Genomic DNA, 16,648 nt, shown 5'->3' with positions numbered 1-16,648 from the left:
AGAAAGGTAAAAGGAGCACGTAAAATGACACCATTCACGCGAAAAGTTATTCTCATTATTCAGTCGATCCCGGAAGGCTCCGTCATGACCTACGGCGGGATTGCCCGGGCTGCCGGAAGTCCCCGGGCGGCCAGGCAGGTCGTGCGCATTCTGCATTCCATGAGCAGGAAGTACAAGCTGCCGTGGCACAGGGTCATCAACGCCAAAGGAATGATCTCGCTCACCGAAGACGAATCCGCCTCCCTGCAGCAGCTATATTTAACCGGAGAGGGCGTTATCTTCGATGAACGGGGCGTGGTTGACCTGGAGCGCTACCAGTATGTTCCGGCTCCTGAGCTGGAGATGGACATGGAGCTTCCGCCTGAACTCGGCGATGAGGAGGAGGCTTAACCTATCTTCCTCCGGCCCTCGAAATAACTCCTGCGGCTCCCGCCCGCCAGCCCGTTCAGCAGGCAATACATCGTGGCATAGATCACCAGCAGCACAAAGGCGACGAATAGGCTGAAGAACACTGACTGCCGGTTCAGACTGTCCATGACCAGCCGGTAGAGCTGATGGCGGTCCGTCAGCACATCCCAGCTGTTCAGCCGGTAGACTCTGCCAAGCAGGACGCCGTAGCCGCCCATGACACAGGCGAACAGGACGAAGACCCACGAGAGCAGCATGTTGCTTTTCCGGTAGATCACGTGCTGGAACTGGTACAGGGAGAAGAATCCGGTCAGCCAGCCGCTCCAGGTGAACAGGAGGAGGGTGGTCAGATCATACCAGTACCGGTTCTGGATCGTTCCGCCGACGATATACTTGCTTTTGCGGACAGTCAGATGGATCAGATCAGTCATAATATAAGGCGCATTCGGAAAAAACAGCAGCCAGGCTACGCCCAGCGGCAAAATCAGCAGCCCCCCGATCTTCCGCTTATCCAGCTCATGCGCAGCCATGGAGAAGAAGAACGGCACCCAAGCCAAAAACAGATTCCAGAGCAGAAACGCATAGTACGTATCCGTCTGCAGCGAAACTACCTGATACACTGCAATGGTTGCCGCGGACATTCCAGCCAAAAGTATAAAGACCTTGGTATAATTCAGTTCTTTCATGAAGGATAATCTCCTAACCTTGATATAGTCCATTTCTGTAATTGTACAAATATGGGGCTGGAGTGTCCAATATCGGGAGGTTTAGCGGGAAATGCGGTGACTAGTGGAGACGGCTTTGCCGTCTTTTTAATAGAAGGATATTCTTATATTTTGAAAAGACATACATTTCGCTTACGAATTAAATTCACTGTACTCTTCCTCAGTCGTCTGCACGTTCTTCAGATACATAATCTGCCCCATATCATTCACACGCACAATATCTATACCCGCCTTCGCATAGACCGTGCCATCGGCAGCTTGTCCGCATACTGCCCAGTTGGTCAGGTAGCTGCCGTCAGGCTGAAGTACCCATGCGTCCCACATATGTTTAATGTCTTTGTTGTGTTCATAAAAAGTCTTAATCACTACCTCGAATCCTGTGCGGCTTCTCCCGCCCGACACAATTTCAGCATCCTGCGTGAACAGTGACAACAAGTCGTGCATAGCCCGATCATCGGTGCGAGAGGCATCATACAAACGGAAATAGTTATTTAACATGGTTATGTTCTTATCCGTGTGTTGAGCATTAGTGGTATTACCGGCAGTTGTTGTGTTAGACATTTTATTACCTCCTGAATTTTCTGTAGTGTTATATTTAGTCGGGTTTTATAGTTCGAATATTTTCGAACTATTCAACATAAGAAGAACTATATCACACTCTATAAGCAACGTAAATGATAATTCGAAAATTTTCGAACATTGAAAGAAGATATTCATTATGCTAGTATCTACCTTATGAGAAATTTAACGATACCTACAGTTTCAGAGATGCGTCTGACCACGGTCTGTAATGCATTAGGTGACCCGTTGCGTATGAAGATTGCCTATTGTCTAGCCAGTTCTGGCGAGAAACGCTGCTCCGCCTTTGAAGTCGACCACATCTCAAAATCAACGTTGTCCCACCACGTTAAAATGCTTCGTGAAGCTGGAATTATCCAGCCGCGCATAGAAGGCAAACAGCACTTTTATTCGCTCAGAAAAGATGACTTAAATACCCGTTTCCCAGGTCTGGTCGATATGATTCTGCACACAGGAGACTTAGGATAATATATGATAAAGCGGGTACTTGGTATATTAAACGACAAAGAAATCGCTCCTTTTGGGATAGAAGGCGAACCCTCCATTTTACCAAAAAGGCGATTTCTTTTTCCGGATTACAAGGGCTATACCCCGCCGCTCAGCTTGCGGGCCACCGCCGGAGTGCGCCCCTTGAAGGCAGCGCTGCGCGATGAGGATTCCTCCAGCCCCGAGAGGGCGCTGCATTCTCTGAAAGCCGCATGTTCGCAGCCCCGGCAACGGCTGGGATTCACGCTTCCCAGCGCATCATTGATCGCTTCGCCGGTATGATCATAGAACTGGGCTGCCCCAATCCGGTCATATAGTCCTGTCTTCTTCAGCAGCTCCAGCGGCTGGCTCTGGATGCCTGAGATCATCAGTCTGCCTCCAGCGGCCTGCAGCTCCTTCACCAGCGCTGCCAGATTGGCCTCGCCTGTCGTATCCATCAGCGGCACCTTGCCCATGCGCAGCAGGATAAGCTTAGGCTGATCCGGGCCGAGCTCGGGCATGGTGTGGTCGAAGCGGTAGGCAGCGCCGAAGAACAGCGGTCCCTCCACATTGTAGATTCCGATCTGCGGACAGTCGTGGCTCTCTGTTACCATATGGGCCTCGACCTTGACGGAAGACGGGTCAGGCAGCACCTTGGAGATTCTATGCACCTCACCCATACGCTTGACGAAGAGGACAACGGCCAGGATCAGCCCCACCTCTACCGCCACGGTCAGATCAGCGAATACCGTCAGCAGGAAGGTAATCGCCAGCACCAGTGAATCCCCGGTCTTCAGCTTCAGCAGGTGGAGAAATTCCTTGCGTTCACTCATATTCCAGGCTACGACCATCAGAATCGGGGCCATCGCTGCCAGCGGAATGCTGGAGGCGTACGGGGCGAACAGCAACAGTATCAGGAACACCACCACACCGTGAATGATCCCGGAGAGCGGAGAAGCGGCACCGCTGCGGATATTGGTGGCGGTTCTGGCAATCGCACCGGTAGCCGGTATCCCGCCGAAGAGCGGCGCGGCGATATTGGCGACCCCCTGGCCGATCAGCTCACGGTTGCTGTCATGGCGGCTGCCCGACATGCCGTCGGCCACGACTGCGGAGAGCAGCGACTCAATGGCCCCCAGCAGCGCAATGACAAAGGCCGGACGGATCAGCAGCTTGATTTTTTCCCACGTAATGACCGGGAAGTGAAAGCTGGGGAGTGTATTCGGGATATCTCCGTAGGCGGAGCCGATGGTCGTCACCTTGCCGCTGAAGAACAGGGCTGCGATAACCGTGGCACACAACAGTCCAATCAGAGAACCTGGCACCTTCGGGGCAAACCGCAACCCAAGCACCACTACGCCGAGACATACTCCCGCAGTCAGAATGCTGTACAGATTGATTGTGGAGAGATGCGCCCCGATCTCCTTCATATTGTCAATAAAGCTCTCATGCCGCTTCATGTCCCTCAGGCCAAGGAAGTTCGCAATCTGCCCGCTGAAGATAATAACGGCAATCCCCGCTGTAAAACCAATGGTCACTGGCTTCGGAATAAACTTTATCAATACCCCCAGCCGCAGAACACCCATCAAGACAAGAATCACCCCGGCCATCATTCCGGCAATCAGCAGATTCTCATACCCGTACTGCATGGCAATAGCGAACAAAATAGGAATGAATGCACCCGTAGGCCCGCCAATCTGGAACCTGGACCCGCCGAATAAGGAAATCAGTATGCCGGCCACAATGGTTGTATAGATTCCGTACTCCGGCTTCACACCGGAAGCAATAGCAAATGCCATCCCAAGCGGGATGGCAATAACGCCGACGATTGTCCCTGAAATGATATCCTTGCGCAGCGAAGCAATGTTATAGCCTTTGAAACGGCCCCACCCTGTCATCCTATAACCTTCTTTTCTCTGAATATCTGATTATTTGAATATAATACCCACATTACTCCTGCCCGCTGCTCTTGTCAACGGGGTAATCCGCCCCCGGAGGCCGGGGTTATTCGCTGCGGATGCCTTCAAGCAGGGAAATGGTACTCACCAGATGATTGTCGAAGATCTGTCTGGCTACAGCCAGAAGCTCCTTAATCAGAGGATCACGGAGGGCATAGATGACAGTGGTCCCTTCCTTGACGCTGGTGACCACATTTTTGGCCCTGAGGACGGCCAGCTGCTGGGATACCGCAGAGCCTTCCGAACCCAGGATCGCCTGCAGCTCGTTCACATTCTTCTCGCCTTCGCTAAGCAGCTCCAGAATCCGAATCCGCATCGGGTGAGCCAGCGCCTTGAAGAATTCCGTCTTAAATTGTTGAATATCGCTGTTCATCAGACTTCTGCTCCTTATGCTGTTACTTGTTTCAATTATATTATATTAGCTCATTTGCCTGAAGGTGGCTATGCCGGGGCAGGAAATAGTTCGTCCGCCGGGGGCCCTGCGGCCCCTACAGATTCACCGGATACAGCCTGGCTTCACGGGTCCTCAGCTCGACGAAGCCGCCCAGTGCCATCGGTTCGCCCAGGCATTCGAACATGATCAGGTCGCGGCCGATCCGCAGATAACCCGTGCCGTCCTCCTCTATATTTTCCAGCACGCCTGTCAGGATGACCGTATCCCCTTCGATACGCAGGCCAAAGGCACCGCCGGGAGCAGGCACAATATCGACCCAGCTCATGAACAGCGCCGGCAGCTCCCATTCTGCCACCCATTCCTCACCCGGCTGAACAGGCGGTCCGCACCAGATGGCTCTGGCTTCCCCCCATTCCGCTGCCGCGAATCTGATTTCCCCGGTCCGGGGACCTTGTCCAAGAATGTGTATGTTCATCTTCATTAGCTCCATCTTCGTTCATTGGTATAACGTCATTATACATGACCGGGCACCGGAGAGGATATCAGGTGTAATTCTGCGTTGCTTTGTTCAGATAGGTGCTGGGATGCAGCCAAGGATGCTTGAAGAACTCGTGTTTGCCGGTGATCTGGCGCGATACGCTGAGGTCATAATCAATCATGCGCTTCACCTTCTCCGCGAGGCTTCTGCCCTTCACCAGCAGGCCCAGCTCGTAATCATGGCAGGCACTCCGTTCATTAATATTATAAGAGCCGTGAAATACCGCCTGCGCTCTGTGGTCGTAGATGATTTTCCAGTGGGAGAAGCGTTCAGTCGCACTATAATCATAGAAGGATACGCCGTTACAAAAGGGAACGTACATGTTGCTGCGCACCGCCGCCCGGTTTGTCGGATGATCATTAACCTCCAGCGGATTGCAGATGGTGAGATGGCAGGCGCGCTCCGGCCCCACTTCAGCCAGCCGGTCCCAGAAGGCCTGATCGATCAGATAAGGATTCACAATAAGGGTCTCATCGGCCGCATAGGTGATCACATCCAGAATATATTGCTGAATCAGATTCACCGGGTTGCCGGGAAAGCTCGCGAAGAGCGTACACTCCTCCTCCCCAAATGCATAGTCCACCACAGGACGATAGAAGGGTGACGCCAGGTCAAAGTGATCTCCCCCGAGCAGCAGCCACCTGGAGTGAAAAACAGCGTTCAGCGACTGGGCCACAGCCCCCTGAATCCTGAAGCAGCCGTCATGCCATTCCTCTTCCCTGGCGGGGATACCGAGCGGACGTCCATCTACCTGCTGATCCGAGGCTTCCTGAATGGGGGTGGCAAACGTATACTGGTCCCCGATATTCAGACTGCCGATAATGGAAGTTATTCCGTCTATAATCATGAATTTGCGGTGGTCAATCACATTCAGCCCGGTCACCTCCACATCCTCCTGAACCTTATCCTGCAGAAAAAGGATGCTCTCAGGCACGCCCTGTGACTTCAGCACCTTGCGCTTCGCAGCCCATTCCTCTGCACCGTAATAGGAGTGGAAGGTATCCAGCAGTTTTGCACCTGCCTGCTCCAGACGCCCGGCAATCTCGGAGAATTGCCCCACCTCCAGGTTCTGGCCGTATCCGAGCGCAGTGACCGTATAATTCACCATGATTCTAACCTCTACTCCGCGTTCAAGTGCATGAAGCAGCTCACTAGCGATAAGGTTCCCTGAATGGTCATTGAAGAACAGCATCACGGACAGATGAATGTAACGCTCAGCCTTGCCGATCTCGCCGAGCAGCATGTCCAGACATTGTGGTCCGTTCACATAAGGATCTACCCGGTTATGCCGGGTGGTCTGCGGGGCCAGAGCCCTGAGCTTACCGGAATCGAGTCCTGCTACTGTATCCGCGAGCTGATTAAGCCATTCCTGGCTTATACCCGGCAGGTGTTCGAGTTGCTGCATATCGGTTATGACGCCCCCGCACTCCTGCCGGTAAGCGCGGGCGGCATCACTTTGCAAAAGAGGGGCAAACGCCGGCTCCGCCTCCTTCGCACCTTCGGTAAGTGAGGCCAGGGAGCCGCCCGAAATATAATAATTCACGTAATCTATGAGATCCTGCTGAAGCTGCCCGTCCTGCCCGGCAGCAGCCGGGATTGAGGTTAACCGGTGATTGGTATGTAGATTAGTCATGCTGTCTTCATCTCCTTCGTTCTTCCCCGCCTTGCTTCGTCAGCAAATGACAATCCAAGTAAGGGTAAGGTAAGATACCCGGCTTGTACGTTTTATAAACGGCATGGCACCTATCAAAATAACCCCACAAAGTGGGGCTTTAGCTTCGATGATGACTCAGGTACTTTGCGGGGACCCCAAAACATATAAATTATTCTCTTAAAAAAGGATGCCGCAGCAGTCATTAGACTGCCGAAGCATCCCGGGATTCCAGATCATATAGGGTGAACCGCTTAATTCGTAATTATTTACTCAATTCCTCAGCGCTATACACCTTAACATCAAGCGGTGCGGTCAGGAACTCTCCCGCTTTGGCGGCGAAGCCAGTGAAGTGAGGGCTTGTGTTGTGAGCGGCAACGGCGGCCTGGTCACGCCAGGTCTCAACCATAATATAGAGACTTCCGTCTGCTGCATGCTTATACAGTTCGTAGGACAGGTTCCCTTCTTCTTCGTGCGTGGCGGCAATCAGCGGTTTCGCTGTGGCCAGGAACTCTTCCTCCCGTGCAGGATTCACATGAAGCAGCGCATGGATAATAATCATTTGGATATTCCTCCTAGAATTTCATGGGTATGGAGTATTATTTCCACTGGGCAATCGTGTCAATAGGCAGACGGACGGAGGCGTAGCCTTCTTCCAGCGCTTTACCGATCGAGATCAGCATGACCGGAATGTAGCGTTCTTTGTCCATACCGAACATTTCAGCGATCTGATCCTTTTCAAATCCGCCGATCGGATTGGTGTCATACCCGTGTGCGCGGGCGGACAGCATCAGTTGCATGGAGACCAGCCCCGCGTCAATCATCACGGTCTCTCTGTTCACATCTGCGGGCAGCTTGGCGAAGTGGGCGCCCAGGGCGGCCAGCTGTCTTTCTTTCACCTCGGCAGGCATAAGTCCGCGTTCTACAGCCGTTCCGTAGATTTGTTCAGCGTAATCGAAGTTATTCATATCACCGAATACGGCAATCACCGCTGCGGAGGTTTCGACCTGAGTCTGGTTGAACTTGGCAATAGGGGCCAGCTTAGCTTTGGCTTCCGGACTTTCGATGATCACAAAACGCCAAGGCTGCATATTTACGGATGAAGGTGCCAGTGTAGCTTCTGTTAGGATCTCTGTCATTTCCTCTTTGCTGATTTTGACGGATGGATCATATTTGCGGATTGAGCGGCGTCCTGTAATAATGCTGATGAAATCATTGTTTTTGGTAGTGTTCATATGAATTAGCTCCTTTATGGGTTTGATTATAGGTTACGGCTACAGTACATTGATATTATGCTGGAGCCGGGTAAGCATCTCTGCGAGCACAGTGCGCTCCTGTTCATTGAATCCGTTCAGCAGATCGCTGATGAACTCGGTCTTGTTCTCCCGGTAGGCATTGATATGCTCACGGCCTTGACCAGTCAGGGAGACGAGAGTCACCCGATTATCGGCTGGATTATTGCGGCGGGCGATCATCCCGTTCTCTTCAAGCCCTTTTAAGTGGCGGGTAACCGCTGCTGCATCGATTTCCAGAAGCTTTTGCAGGGAAATCTGACTGATCTCGGAAATCTGGTACAGCTCTTGCAGCAGCCTGAAGCGGGTCGGAGTCATGCCGGCGCAGCGCTCGAATTTGGGGCCGATTTCTTTGTGCAGGGCCTGTAGCAGTTCGAAGATCTTATGTTCATCGGGCTGAACTTCGCTCAAAATTAACCCCCTCACGCAAATAAATTGTGCAAAACCTTTTCGACAAAACATACTTTACACCTAATTCATTGACCCGTCAACTAATAATTTTTGGAGGAGGCTGCCAGTATGAAAATAGCTCTGATTCAGCTCGATATAGCATTTGGCAAACCGGAGGTGAATTATGCTGCCGCCGAGCGCAAAATTCGTGAGGCTGCCGCCGGAAGTCCAGACTGCATTATTCTTCCCGAGCTATGGACAACGGGATATGACCTGACCCGGCTGGGCGAAATCGCAGATCCCGGTGGACATACCACGGGTGCCTTGATGTCAGGTCTGGCCCGGGAATACGGCGTGAATATCGTTGCCGGCTCCTTTGCCGTCAGGCAGGAGAACGGCGGCGTTACGAACAGTATGTATGTCTTTGACCGCAGCGGGGCGTGCACCGGGGAGTATAGCAAGCTGCATCTGTTCAAGCTGATGGAGGAGCATCTCTACCTCCAGCCCGGCGCAGCCAAGGGACTGTTCACGCTGGACGGTATCTCCTGTGCCGGGCTGATCTGCTATGACATCCGGTTCCCGGAATGGGTCCGCGTCCATATGGCCGGAGGGGCGGAGATCCTGTTCATCAGCGCCGAATGGCCGCTGCCCCGCCTCTCTCACTGGCGCGCGCTATTGATCAGCCGGGCGATTGAGAACCAGTGCTACGTTATAGCATGTAACCGGGCAGGGGCAGATCCGGCGAATACCTTCGCTGGACATTCCCTGATCATCGATCCTTGGGGCGAGATTGTCAGCGAGGCCTCCGGGGGCGAAGAGATCCTCCGCGGCGAGATTGACCTCGCCCGGGTCCGGGAGGTACGGGGGCAGATCCCGGTCTTCGCAGACCGGCGCCCGGAGTTGTATAGGTAGTTGGGGCGGCAGGGGATATGTAGAGGCTGATCGCAGGGGGCGGCATCTCTTGCCCCCGCAATCAGCCTCTTGGACTGCCTCCGGCCTGCGCACGCATTGCTGATTTTATGTATGCTGTTTTCCGCATACATTCGGCCCGCGCACACCCCAGCCTGCACATTGTATGCTGTTTTTCGCCTACATTTGGCCCGTGCACACCCCAGCCTGCACATTGTATGCTGTTTTCCGCATACATTCAGCCGCGCACACCCCAGCCTGCACATTGTATGCTGTTTTCCGCATACATTTGGCCCGCGCACACCCCAGCCTGCATATTGTATGCTGTTTTTCGCATACATTCAGCCACCCGTCGCTGCCGCCAGTAGCCGCCCGCTTCAGCGGGCGTACCTCTCGCGCAGCATACGCGCTGCTTCAAGCACCTGCGGGTCGCTGTACCGCAGGCTGTAGCCTGTCTCCTGCTGCAGAAGCTCCGCCGGCAGCAGGCGGGTTCCCCGGCTGGCAAGCGCCTGCCGGATGCCTGCGATGAAGGCGGCCGCTGTAGACGGGCCGCCAAGCTCCGCGAGCGCGGCGATGGTCTCCGGCCGCACGCGCGGATAGTCCAGGGAGGCATCGCCGTCCGCTGCATCCTGATAGAAGCGACGGATGCACTCTCCGCGCGCGAGCCCCGTGCCGGACACAATCACGAACGCGTGGACGAAGTATGCGCTACTCTGTCTACGCTGGGCAATGCCGCAGAACTTACGGCCGCCGATCGCCAGGTCGAAGTCACCGGGGCAATACGACCCGGTGACTTCTTCTGCCCGGATCTGCGCCGCTGCCTGCGGATGGCCCGCGGCTACCGCTTCGGTAATCAACGAAGCCAGCAGCCGGAAATCATCGTGGAAGTCCAGCTTGCCCGCAGGCTTCGGCAGCAGCAGGGACACGTTGATCACTCCCGCATCCAGCGGCACCGCAGCGCCGCCCGAATGGCGGACTGCCGTACGGATGCCCTGCTGCTCCAGCGCCTGCATCGCCTCTGCTGCGCGGGGCAGCTTGCTGTCCCGCAGCCCTAGCGCTACTCCGCCGGGGTGGCTCCAGAGATGCAGCACCGGCGGGACCTTACCGGCCCCGACATCACGGCACAGCACCTCTTCAAAAGCAAACGGAATCAGCATATCCTCCGCAGATGCCTCTTCCCCTTCTTCTCCTGCTTCTCCGCCGGTATGCGTGAAGAGGACCATCTGTTCCGGCAGACTACCCGCAGCCCCGCTCTCCAGTACATCATAAGGTTCACTCCGCATGCTGATTCCCCTTTCTATCTATAAGCCCTGGCCAATCTTAACTCCGTTAACTATTCACATTGTAACCGATCTCTCCCCGCACCGTATAACAGGCAGTGTATCCCCTTACAGATTTGAAATGGTGGAGCGAACCCGTTATCCTTAATGTAGTACAGAAGAATATACCAGCCATAAGATTCGCGCATAAGCTCATGCTATACACAACCTCTAGGAGTGATGCTGCATGAACACCGTACCACAGGCAAAGGACAGGCAACTAAGCAAATCCAGGCAATGGGAACAGGCCATGAGCAAGCTGTACATTAATTTTCAGGACTATAGCAAGGATGCATGCAAAGGGTTCAACGATGAGGATATTCATCAGGCCAGAGTCAATAGCCGCAAGCTGCTGACCCTGTTGTCCATTCTTGATCCGGGCCATACTGCAACGGCAGACTTGTATGACAGCTTCAAGCAGGCCCAGAAGAAGCTCGGCAGAGTCCGTGATGCAGATGTGCTGATCGGATCGTTTGAGGCCCGGCGTAAGGCAGCAAAGGCGGCGGGCGATAAGAAGACTGCCAAGCTGCTGAAGGCGGTCATTGAACACCAGAAGGACACACGGAAGGACGCCCGCAAGAAGCTGAAGAAGGCACTGCCCAAGCTGTCCGGCCAAGCGCTCGAAGCGCTGTGGACCCCTTTTATCGAGACAGGGCTAGAGCCCCTCGCTGCCAAAAAAGACGCCAATGTCGCCATGCGCGAGCTTGAAGTCGCCTTTGAACAGAAGAAAAAAGCCTGCAAGACCTTATTCAAGGGTCCTCAAGCTGAATCAAAAGAAGCCTTTGAAGCTCTTCATGAGCTGAGGATCGCCGCCAAGGAACTGCGATATACGGCGAATGCGGCTGCTTTTGCGCTGAATCAGAAATTCCATGCCCATGAAGCCTTCTATAAGGACATCCAGGACCAGCTCGGACTCATTAATGACAAGCGGGTATGGCTTGAGACGCTGCAATCGATTGGACGCGAAGAGCTGGATGTCGGCAAAAAAGTCTGGGCCGCCTTCACCGATACGCTGCGTGCAGAGGTACTGGAAGCTCTTCATCAGAACGAGGTCGTCCCTGTTGCTGGTGCTGAGCCCCAAAAATAGGGCATCATAGCTGATCATCCTATCATTTACACAAAGGCAGGACACCGCATGTTATCCAAGCGGTATCCTGCCTTTTATCATAAGCGTCACGTACTATAGCATTCCGGCAGCCCATAATCCGCCTCTGCGGATCATCCGGCGCAGCGGCTCTGAAGAGAAGGAAGGCAGATGGTGCCCAGGCATCAGATAGACCACCCGGCCTTCGCCGAAGGTATGGCACCATGCCGCCGGTCTCATCGCTCCGTCATGAGGATATTCGGCCAGTACCGTTGTCTCGAAGTGGGGATGCTGCTCGAAATAGTAAGGCTCGTCCTCGATCACAAAATCAGAGATCCCCTCCATAATCGGATGCTCCGGCGCAGTCACCTTCATCTGAAGCGTCGTGAACGCCGGATGATGGGTGAACCGGGCACCGAGCATCGCCCCAAGCTCCTGATTACGCTGCAGGGATATGCCGTTGTGCACGACAAGCAACCCGCCGCCGCCAGCCACATAAGCAAGTAAGGCTCCGCTCTGCACAGCGGGTAACTGCTCCTCTGAGAATTCCGTATAGGAGACCACCAGCCTGCATTCTGCCAGCTCTGCCTGGTTCATCCGTCCGTAATCCTCCGTAGAGACCACCTGGAGCTCCGGCTTAAGGAGCTGCTCCAGCTCACGGTCTACCCCTTCGAAGGGATGATATTTCACTTCAGTATAGCTGCCGAACGCCAGTGCTTTGTATGAAGACATGATGTACACACCTCTCTTTTGCCAAGTTAGCCTGTCCTGAATGTTCGTGTCACCAGGGCCAGAGATTGCCGTCCAGATCGATATAAGCCGGTTCTTCGGCCAGATACATCTTGTGGTTATGAACGATCGTCATGATCTTGCCTGCTGATTCTTCAGGAGTTACAGGCGCCTGTGCATCCTTCTCCCCGTTCATATAGGTCTGCAGCCAGCCGGGATGGAAGACCAGCACTTGTCCGCCCATCGCACGCAGGTGATTGTGCAGCAGCGAAGACTGCATATTAAGCGCGGCCTTCGACATACAGTAGCCATACATATTGATCCGCTTGTTCCGCCCGATGCTTCCGGCCTCAGACGAGATATTAACCACCAGACGCTGGCGGCCTTGCAGCAGTAAGCCCATCAATGCATTGCTCACCCTCAGCGCACCCAGCGTGTTCACGTTATAAATCTCCGCCATAGCTTCATCATCCATATCCACGAGCACTGTTGCATCATCAGACTTGTGGATAATCCCTGCGTTATTGATAATCATATCAAGGTGCCCTGTACTTCCGGCAATACTCCGCGCGGCCTCCTTTACGCTCCCTGCACTGCCGATATCGAGAGGAACCAGCTTCAGGCTATCCGGGTATTGCGCTTTCAAAGCTTCAAGTAGCGCAGGGTCCGGCAAATACTGTCCGGCAAACACCATGTACTTACTCTCCAAAAGAGATCGAACGAGGCACAATCCCAGTCCACGGTCAGCACCGGTAACACAAGCAACCCTTTTCATAAGCTCCCCCCTCATATCTGCATGATTATGCACCGAGCCTAGGTTCATCCCTCCCACATTAGCATGGCTGCAGGCCTTTAACAACATCCTTCAAGGGAGGGGATGGCTAAGCAGAACTTTACTTTTGCTTTAATTTTGAACTATGCTACAATCATGATTAATAGTTGTTAACAACACAATTGTTGACAACAGGTTTCATTAACTCTTACCCAGGAAGGTGATCCTCCAATGTCTATTCAACAAATTCACACTAAGGAAGAACTACAGCAATATATCGGGCAGCCTGGCAAAAAACTGCTCTTCAAGCACAGCACCACCTGCCCGATCAGCGCCAAGGCCAACGAGGAATTCCAGGCCTATACACAGCATTCAGATACTCCTGCAGCCGTGGTCCATGTGATCGAAGACCGTCCTGTCTCCAATCAGATCGCTGAGGATTTCGGGATCAAGCATGAATCCCCGCAGATTTTCCTGCTGGAGGACAGCGAAGTCCGCTGGAACACCTCACACTGGAAGATTACCCAAAAAGCGATAAAGGAAGCAGTGGAACAATGAGCGCGAACGTAATTGTCTATTCAACCTCCGGCTGTGGCGAGTGCAATCAGGTCAAGCAGCTGCTGGAGAGCAAGGGCATTCCCTTCGAGGTCCGGGATGTGATGACCAGCTCCGTCTATCAGGAGGAAGTGGAGAAGCTGGGCTTCATGGGCATTCCAGTCACCGTATCCGGGGACCGGGCGGTCAAGGGCTTCAATCTCCCTGAGCTTCAGGAGCTTATGGATGCTGCTGTTCTGTAATATACGCAAAGGTGCTGTCCTCTCAACAGGAGCAGCGCCTTTTTTTTGCGATTCATCGATGAAATAATTGTATATTTATATATATCTGGACAAGGAGGATTGATCCTTTGAAGTGGCTACAGGATGAGCATGCCGCCAAATGGCGTGAAGAAGGACAGCGTTATGTGAGCGACGTCAATCAATTCGTACATAAGGGACTGACAGAAGGCTGGGACAAAGCGGGAAATGAACCCGCAGAGGATACACGCGGCGCCCTCGCCGCCAAAATCTATAAGATGATTAGAGGAGCTAATGAACACGGTGAAATTGCTGAGCTGCGGGAGCAACTACCGGCGGCAACGTGGCCGCTCTCCGGGCACTTCCAGAAGGAGATGCAGGCGATTCGCGGTATCCATTTCATAAGTGATGATGCTGTGGTGTTCAGCACCGGCTCACCTTGGGAGAAGAATGCAGTTGTGGCTGCACATAAGGATGTTATTTCCGTATTCGACGAGTTTAGCCTGGTTGGGGCATCTCCTGACAATCAGTTCTATGCACTCGCCGGAACTCAAGGCATTACCATTATGCAATCCATGAACAGCACTCTACAAGGAAAAGTTGTAGCAGATCTCACATGGCGTGAGCTGAATGGCACGATTCAAGGGCTGGACCCGGACTTCCCCGTTTTGGACATAGACAGCCTGGATCAGGAGTTACCCTTGGAGCAAGTCATTCCTTTTAACGGGGGCCAAGCGTTATTGCTTGTTACAAGCCAGGGGATTTTCCTGGTCCAGCAATCGCAGGAGAAGCTATGGGAGGTGAAGCTGCTGCATCCTGATCTCGAAGAATATAAAGCAGATGAGATGGAGCATATTGAAATTGACATGCCGCATGGTGCCGTCTCTCCGGATGGAAGATGGATTGCCTATGGCAGCCAGGGCAGTGATCATCTTTTATATGACACAACTTCAAGGCAGGTTCACTTATTCAATCCGGAATCCAGTTACCCGCACTATACTATATTTACGAAGGACCAGCACAGCGTGTGGTACAATGCCTGCCACTTCTATAATGGCGTTACCCTTGCTGTGTCCCTTGAACATGCGGAGTCAGGTAAACTCTCGTCCGATCAGGAATATCCGGTCGTAAACGAGGAAGCCCGGGTATATGCGGCGGCAGCGCTGAAGGACGGTGTTGTCATTGGCGATGCCTATGGCTACTTGAGGCTCATTGATGCAGAGGGGCGGGAGCTGTGGCGTTATTATGCCGGAAGCACCATTTCTGGATTAGCTGTCAATCCGGATGAGACCATACTGGCCGTGGGGACTTATGGAGGGATGCTGCATTTCCTGGACCTTCATGCCACTGAACGCAGCGACTATGAGATTACAACAGGAATCGTTCGTGAGATGAAGCGGATTATTGCCTGGAAGAATCAGAATGAGCCGCTTTGGTGGTGAGCTCTGCCAAAAATAAAAAACAGCGCTTGAGCGAGATAAATGGCAGATAATCTGCTACATATATGAGTTTTGGCTTCCATTTGCTTAGCCATTCAGCCATTTGCTGAAAATAAGGCGAATAGCACTCTTTTCCATTTTTACAAACCCCCTCTGAAGAGAGTATGATTCGTGTTGAAAGCAAATGAATGCATTCATGAAAATGAGCATATGCATGCACGCTGAATTTCCGTCACGTGGAAAACGGGGGAACCATCCGGCCGTCAGGCCGACTTGGGGTGAATCCGAAGGAGAATGCCACGCGCAGGTCTCCGGCAGGTAGGGCGACTCTCACCGTCCGAATCCGACAGCTAACCTCGTAAGCGTAAGGAGAGAGCCCTGATCCGCCACGCTTTTGTGCCAGGCGTCTTAAGCCTGTTACCCACAACCGCAGGCAGAGGTCCTCCTCTGCCTGCGGTTTTTTGCGCGCTGGAATGAACTGCACAGTATAGATTCAGGAAGGAACGTGACCACATGCCTGACCCCTTATCGCCCAAACTAACCGCCACTGCCGGATTCAACCCCTACACCCAGCAATATAGCGGTCCCGTCTATGCGCTTAGCTGCCTGCTGCTGGAGCAAGGCGTCCGCGCCGAACAAGCTGCAACCGCCACCTTCGTGGCCCTCCATCCACTATGGCTGAAGGGCCGACTCTCAGGGGACGCCGCTGCTCAGGCTGCCTACAGAGAGTGCATCCGCCAATGTGCCATGCTCTCCCACGACCGCAGCCGCTGCGCTTCTGCGCCGCTGAGCTGGGACGATCACGTTGCCAGTGCCTTATGGTACGGCATCCAGCTCCCCCTGTCCGACATCAGCCAGATCCTTGAGTGCAGCGTCCCCGAGCTCAAAGCCCGGCTCAGAGGAATACGCGAACAGATGGCAGCCGCACATTCAGCCTTGCCTTCGGTCCACCGCCCTTCGGCGGGTTGAGGTGGGGGATAACGCGGGATATGCGGGATATAGAAATGAGTGCGGCGGAATGAGTTGGATGTGGCGGAATTAGGGTACGGATGCGACAAAAGGAGATGGATAGCGGGCCATGCGGACTACAGATCCGCTATTTCAGCAAATGGGACCATTCCGAAGGCCATGCGGACTGAGGGGCGCTTAATTAACCAATTCCGCCTCATTTTGCGCTCCATACAGCCCTTTAAGGTCCTCTC

The 16,648-nt window shown here is 53.6% G+C and carries 20 protein-coding genes and 1 riboswitch; of the genes, 8 read left to right on the top strand and 12 right to left on the bottom strand.

The window, feature by feature from the left end:
- Positions 1–24 precede the first annotated feature (24 nt).
- Complete coding sequence (locus MHH78_RS33550) at positions 25–390, top strand: MGMT family protein (protein WP_076083864.1); 366 nt, start codon at positions 25–27, stop codon at positions 388–390.
- Here MHH78_RS33550 and MHH78_RS33545 read toward each other — a convergent pair.
- Positions 387–1,094: a DUF1361 domain-containing protein gene (locus tag MHH78_RS33545; RefSeq protein WP_341170442.1), complete on the bottom strand. Its 708-nt coding sequence runs from the start codon at positions 1,092–1,094 to the stop codon at positions 387–389. The genes MHH78_RS33550 and MHH78_RS33545 overlap by 4 nt on opposite strands.
- A gap of 171 nt (positions 1,095–1,265) precedes the next feature.
- Positions 1,266–1,694, bottom strand: a complete 429-nt coding sequence (locus MHH78_RS33540; RefSeq protein ID WP_341170441.1) for a nuclear transport factor 2 family protein — start codon at positions 1,692–1,694, stop codon at positions 1,266–1,268.
- A 174-nt stretch (positions 1,695–1,868) separates the two neighbouring features.
- Between MHH78_RS33540 and MHH78_RS33535 the strand changes: the two genes are divergently transcribed.
- On the top strand, positions 1,869–2,180 hold the full coding sequence (locus tag MHH78_RS33535) for an ArsR/SmtB family transcription factor (protein WP_341170466.1): 312 nt from the start codon (positions 1,869–1,871) through the stop codon (positions 2,178–2,180).
- A gap of 116 nt (positions 2,181–2,296) precedes the next feature.
- Here MHH78_RS33535 and MHH78_RS33530 read toward each other — a convergent pair whose 3' ends face one another.
- The 7 genes from MHH78_RS33530 to MHH78_RS33500 form a co-directional block, all read right to left on the bottom strand.
- The gene (locus MHH78_RS33530) at positions 2,297–4,075 is read right to left on the bottom strand and encodes a SulP family inorganic anion transporter (protein ID WP_341170440.1); all 1,779 of its coding nucleotides are present in this window, start codon (positions 4,073–4,075) and stop codon (positions 2,297–2,299) included.
- Positions 4,076–4,181: 106 nt separating this feature from the next.
- Positions 4,182–4,508, bottom strand: a complete 327-nt coding sequence (locus MHH78_RS33525; protein ID WP_036700195.1) for an ArsR/SmtB family transcription factor — start codon at positions 4,506–4,508, stop codon at positions 4,182–4,184.
- Positions 4,509–4,623: 115 nt separating this feature from the next.
- On the bottom strand, positions 4,624–5,004 hold the full coding sequence (locus tag MHH78_RS33520; RefSeq protein WP_339312580.1) for a hypothetical protein: 381 nt from the start codon (positions 5,002–5,004) through the stop codon (positions 4,624–4,626).
- A 67-nt stretch (positions 5,005–5,071) separates the two neighbouring features.
- A complete protein-coding gene (locus MHH78_RS33515) occupies positions 5,072–6,700 on the bottom strand; it encodes a phospholipase D-like domain-containing protein (protein WP_341170439.1) in 1,629 nt (542 codons plus the stop codon).
- Between the two features lie 283 nt (positions 6,701–6,983).
- Positions 6,984–7,280 carry a putative quinol monooxygenase gene (locus tag MHH78_RS33510; protein ID WP_076083848.1) on the bottom strand — a complete coding sequence of 99 codons (297 nt, stop codon included), beginning with the start codon at positions 7,278–7,280 and terminating at the stop codon, positions 6,984–6,986.
- Positions 7,281–7,317: 37 nt separating this feature from the next.
- Positions 7,318–7,953, bottom strand: a complete 636-nt coding sequence (locus MHH78_RS33505) for a nitroreductase family protein (RefSeq protein WP_341170438.1) — start codon at positions 7,951–7,953, stop codon at positions 7,318–7,320.
- 39 nt (positions 7,954–7,992) lie between these two features.
- Positions 7,993–8,421 (bottom strand): MarR family winged helix-turn-helix transcriptional regulator, encoded by a 429-nt coding sequence (locus MHH78_RS33500; RefSeq protein WP_341170437.1) that lies wholly within the window; start codon positions 8,419–8,421, stop codon positions 7,993–7,995.
- Between the two features lie 108 nt (positions 8,422–8,529).
- Here MHH78_RS33500 and MHH78_RS33495 point away from each other — a divergent pair, with 108 nt between their 5' ends.
- Complete coding sequence (locus MHH78_RS33495) at positions 8,530–9,312, top strand: carbon-nitrogen family hydrolase (RefSeq protein WP_341170436.1); 783 nt, start codon at positions 8,530–8,532, stop codon at positions 9,310–9,312.
- A 374-nt stretch (positions 9,313–9,686) separates the two neighbouring features.
- Here the strand turns inward: MHH78_RS33495 and MHH78_RS33490 are convergent, their stop codons facing one another.
- Complete coding sequence (locus MHH78_RS33490) at positions 9,687–10,592, bottom strand: lipoate--protein ligase family protein (RefSeq protein WP_341170435.1); 906 nt, start codon at positions 10,590–10,592, stop codon at positions 9,687–9,689.
- A gap of 223 nt (positions 10,593–10,815) precedes the next feature.
- On the opposite strand from MHH78_RS33490, the gene MHH78_RS33485 reads away from it, so the two are divergent.
- The gene (locus MHH78_RS33485; RefSeq protein WP_076083836.1) at positions 10,816–11,715 is read left to right on the top strand and encodes a CHAD domain-containing protein; all 900 of its coding nucleotides are present in this window, start codon (positions 10,816–10,818) and stop codon (positions 11,713–11,715) included.
- A gap of 93 nt (positions 11,716–11,808) precedes the next feature.
- Here MHH78_RS33485 and MHH78_RS33480 read toward each other — a convergent pair whose 3' ends face one another.
- A complete protein-coding gene (locus MHH78_RS33480) occupies positions 11,809–12,444 on the bottom strand; it encodes a ThuA domain-containing protein (RefSeq protein WP_341170434.1) in 636 nt (211 codons plus the stop codon).
- A 49-nt stretch (positions 12,445–12,493) separates the two neighbouring features.
- Complete coding sequence (locus MHH78_RS33475) at positions 12,494–13,216, bottom strand: SDR family NAD(P)-dependent oxidoreductase (RefSeq protein WP_341170433.1); 723 nt, start codon at positions 13,214–13,216, stop codon at positions 12,494–12,496.
- A gap of 228 nt (positions 13,217–13,444) precedes the next feature.
- On the opposite strand from MHH78_RS33475, the gene ytxJ reads away from it, so the two are divergent.
- The 4 genes from ytxJ to MHH78_RS33455 all read left to right on the top strand — a co-directional run bounded on the left by ytxJ (position 13,445) and on the right by MHH78_RS33455 (position 16,415).
- Positions 13,445–13,771 (top strand): bacillithiol system redox-active protein YtxJ, encoded by a 327-nt coding sequence (ytxJ, locus tag MHH78_RS33470; RefSeq protein ID WP_076083788.1) that lies wholly within the window; start codon positions 13,445–13,447, stop codon positions 13,769–13,771.
- On the top strand, positions 13,768–14,010 hold the full coding sequence (locus tag MHH78_RS33465; RefSeq protein WP_036722203.1) for a glutaredoxin family protein: 243 nt from the start codon (positions 13,768–13,770) through the stop codon (positions 14,008–14,010). Before ytxJ ends, MHH78_RS33465 begins: the two co-directional genes overlap by 4 nt.
- 107 nt (positions 14,011–14,117) lie before the next feature.
- Positions 14,118–15,449, top strand: coding sequence for a WD40 repeat domain-containing protein (locus tag MHH78_RS33460; protein WP_341170432.1), 1,332 nt, complete (start codon positions 14,118–14,120; stop codon positions 15,447–15,449).
- A gap of 206 nt (positions 15,450–15,655) precedes the next feature.
- Positions 15,656–15,825, top strand: a riboswitch (cyclic di-AMP (ydaO/yuaA leader).
- 134 nt (positions 15,826–15,959) lie between these two features.
- Positions 15,960–16,415: a hypothetical protein gene (locus MHH78_RS33455; protein ID WP_341170431.1), complete on the top strand. Its 456-nt coding sequence runs from the start codon at positions 15,960–15,962 to the stop codon at positions 16,413–16,415.
- Positions 16,416–16,648: the final 233 nt, after the last annotated feature.

This window comes from Paenibacillus sp. FSL H3-0333 (assembly GCF_038002805.1).
Lineage (GTDB): Bacteria > Bacillota > Bacilli > Paenibacillales > Paenibacillaceae > Paenibacillus_AQ > Paenibacillus_AQ silagei.
Note: the sequence above shows the minus strand (reverse complement) of the source record. Positions and strands in the feature narration are given on the sequence as shown.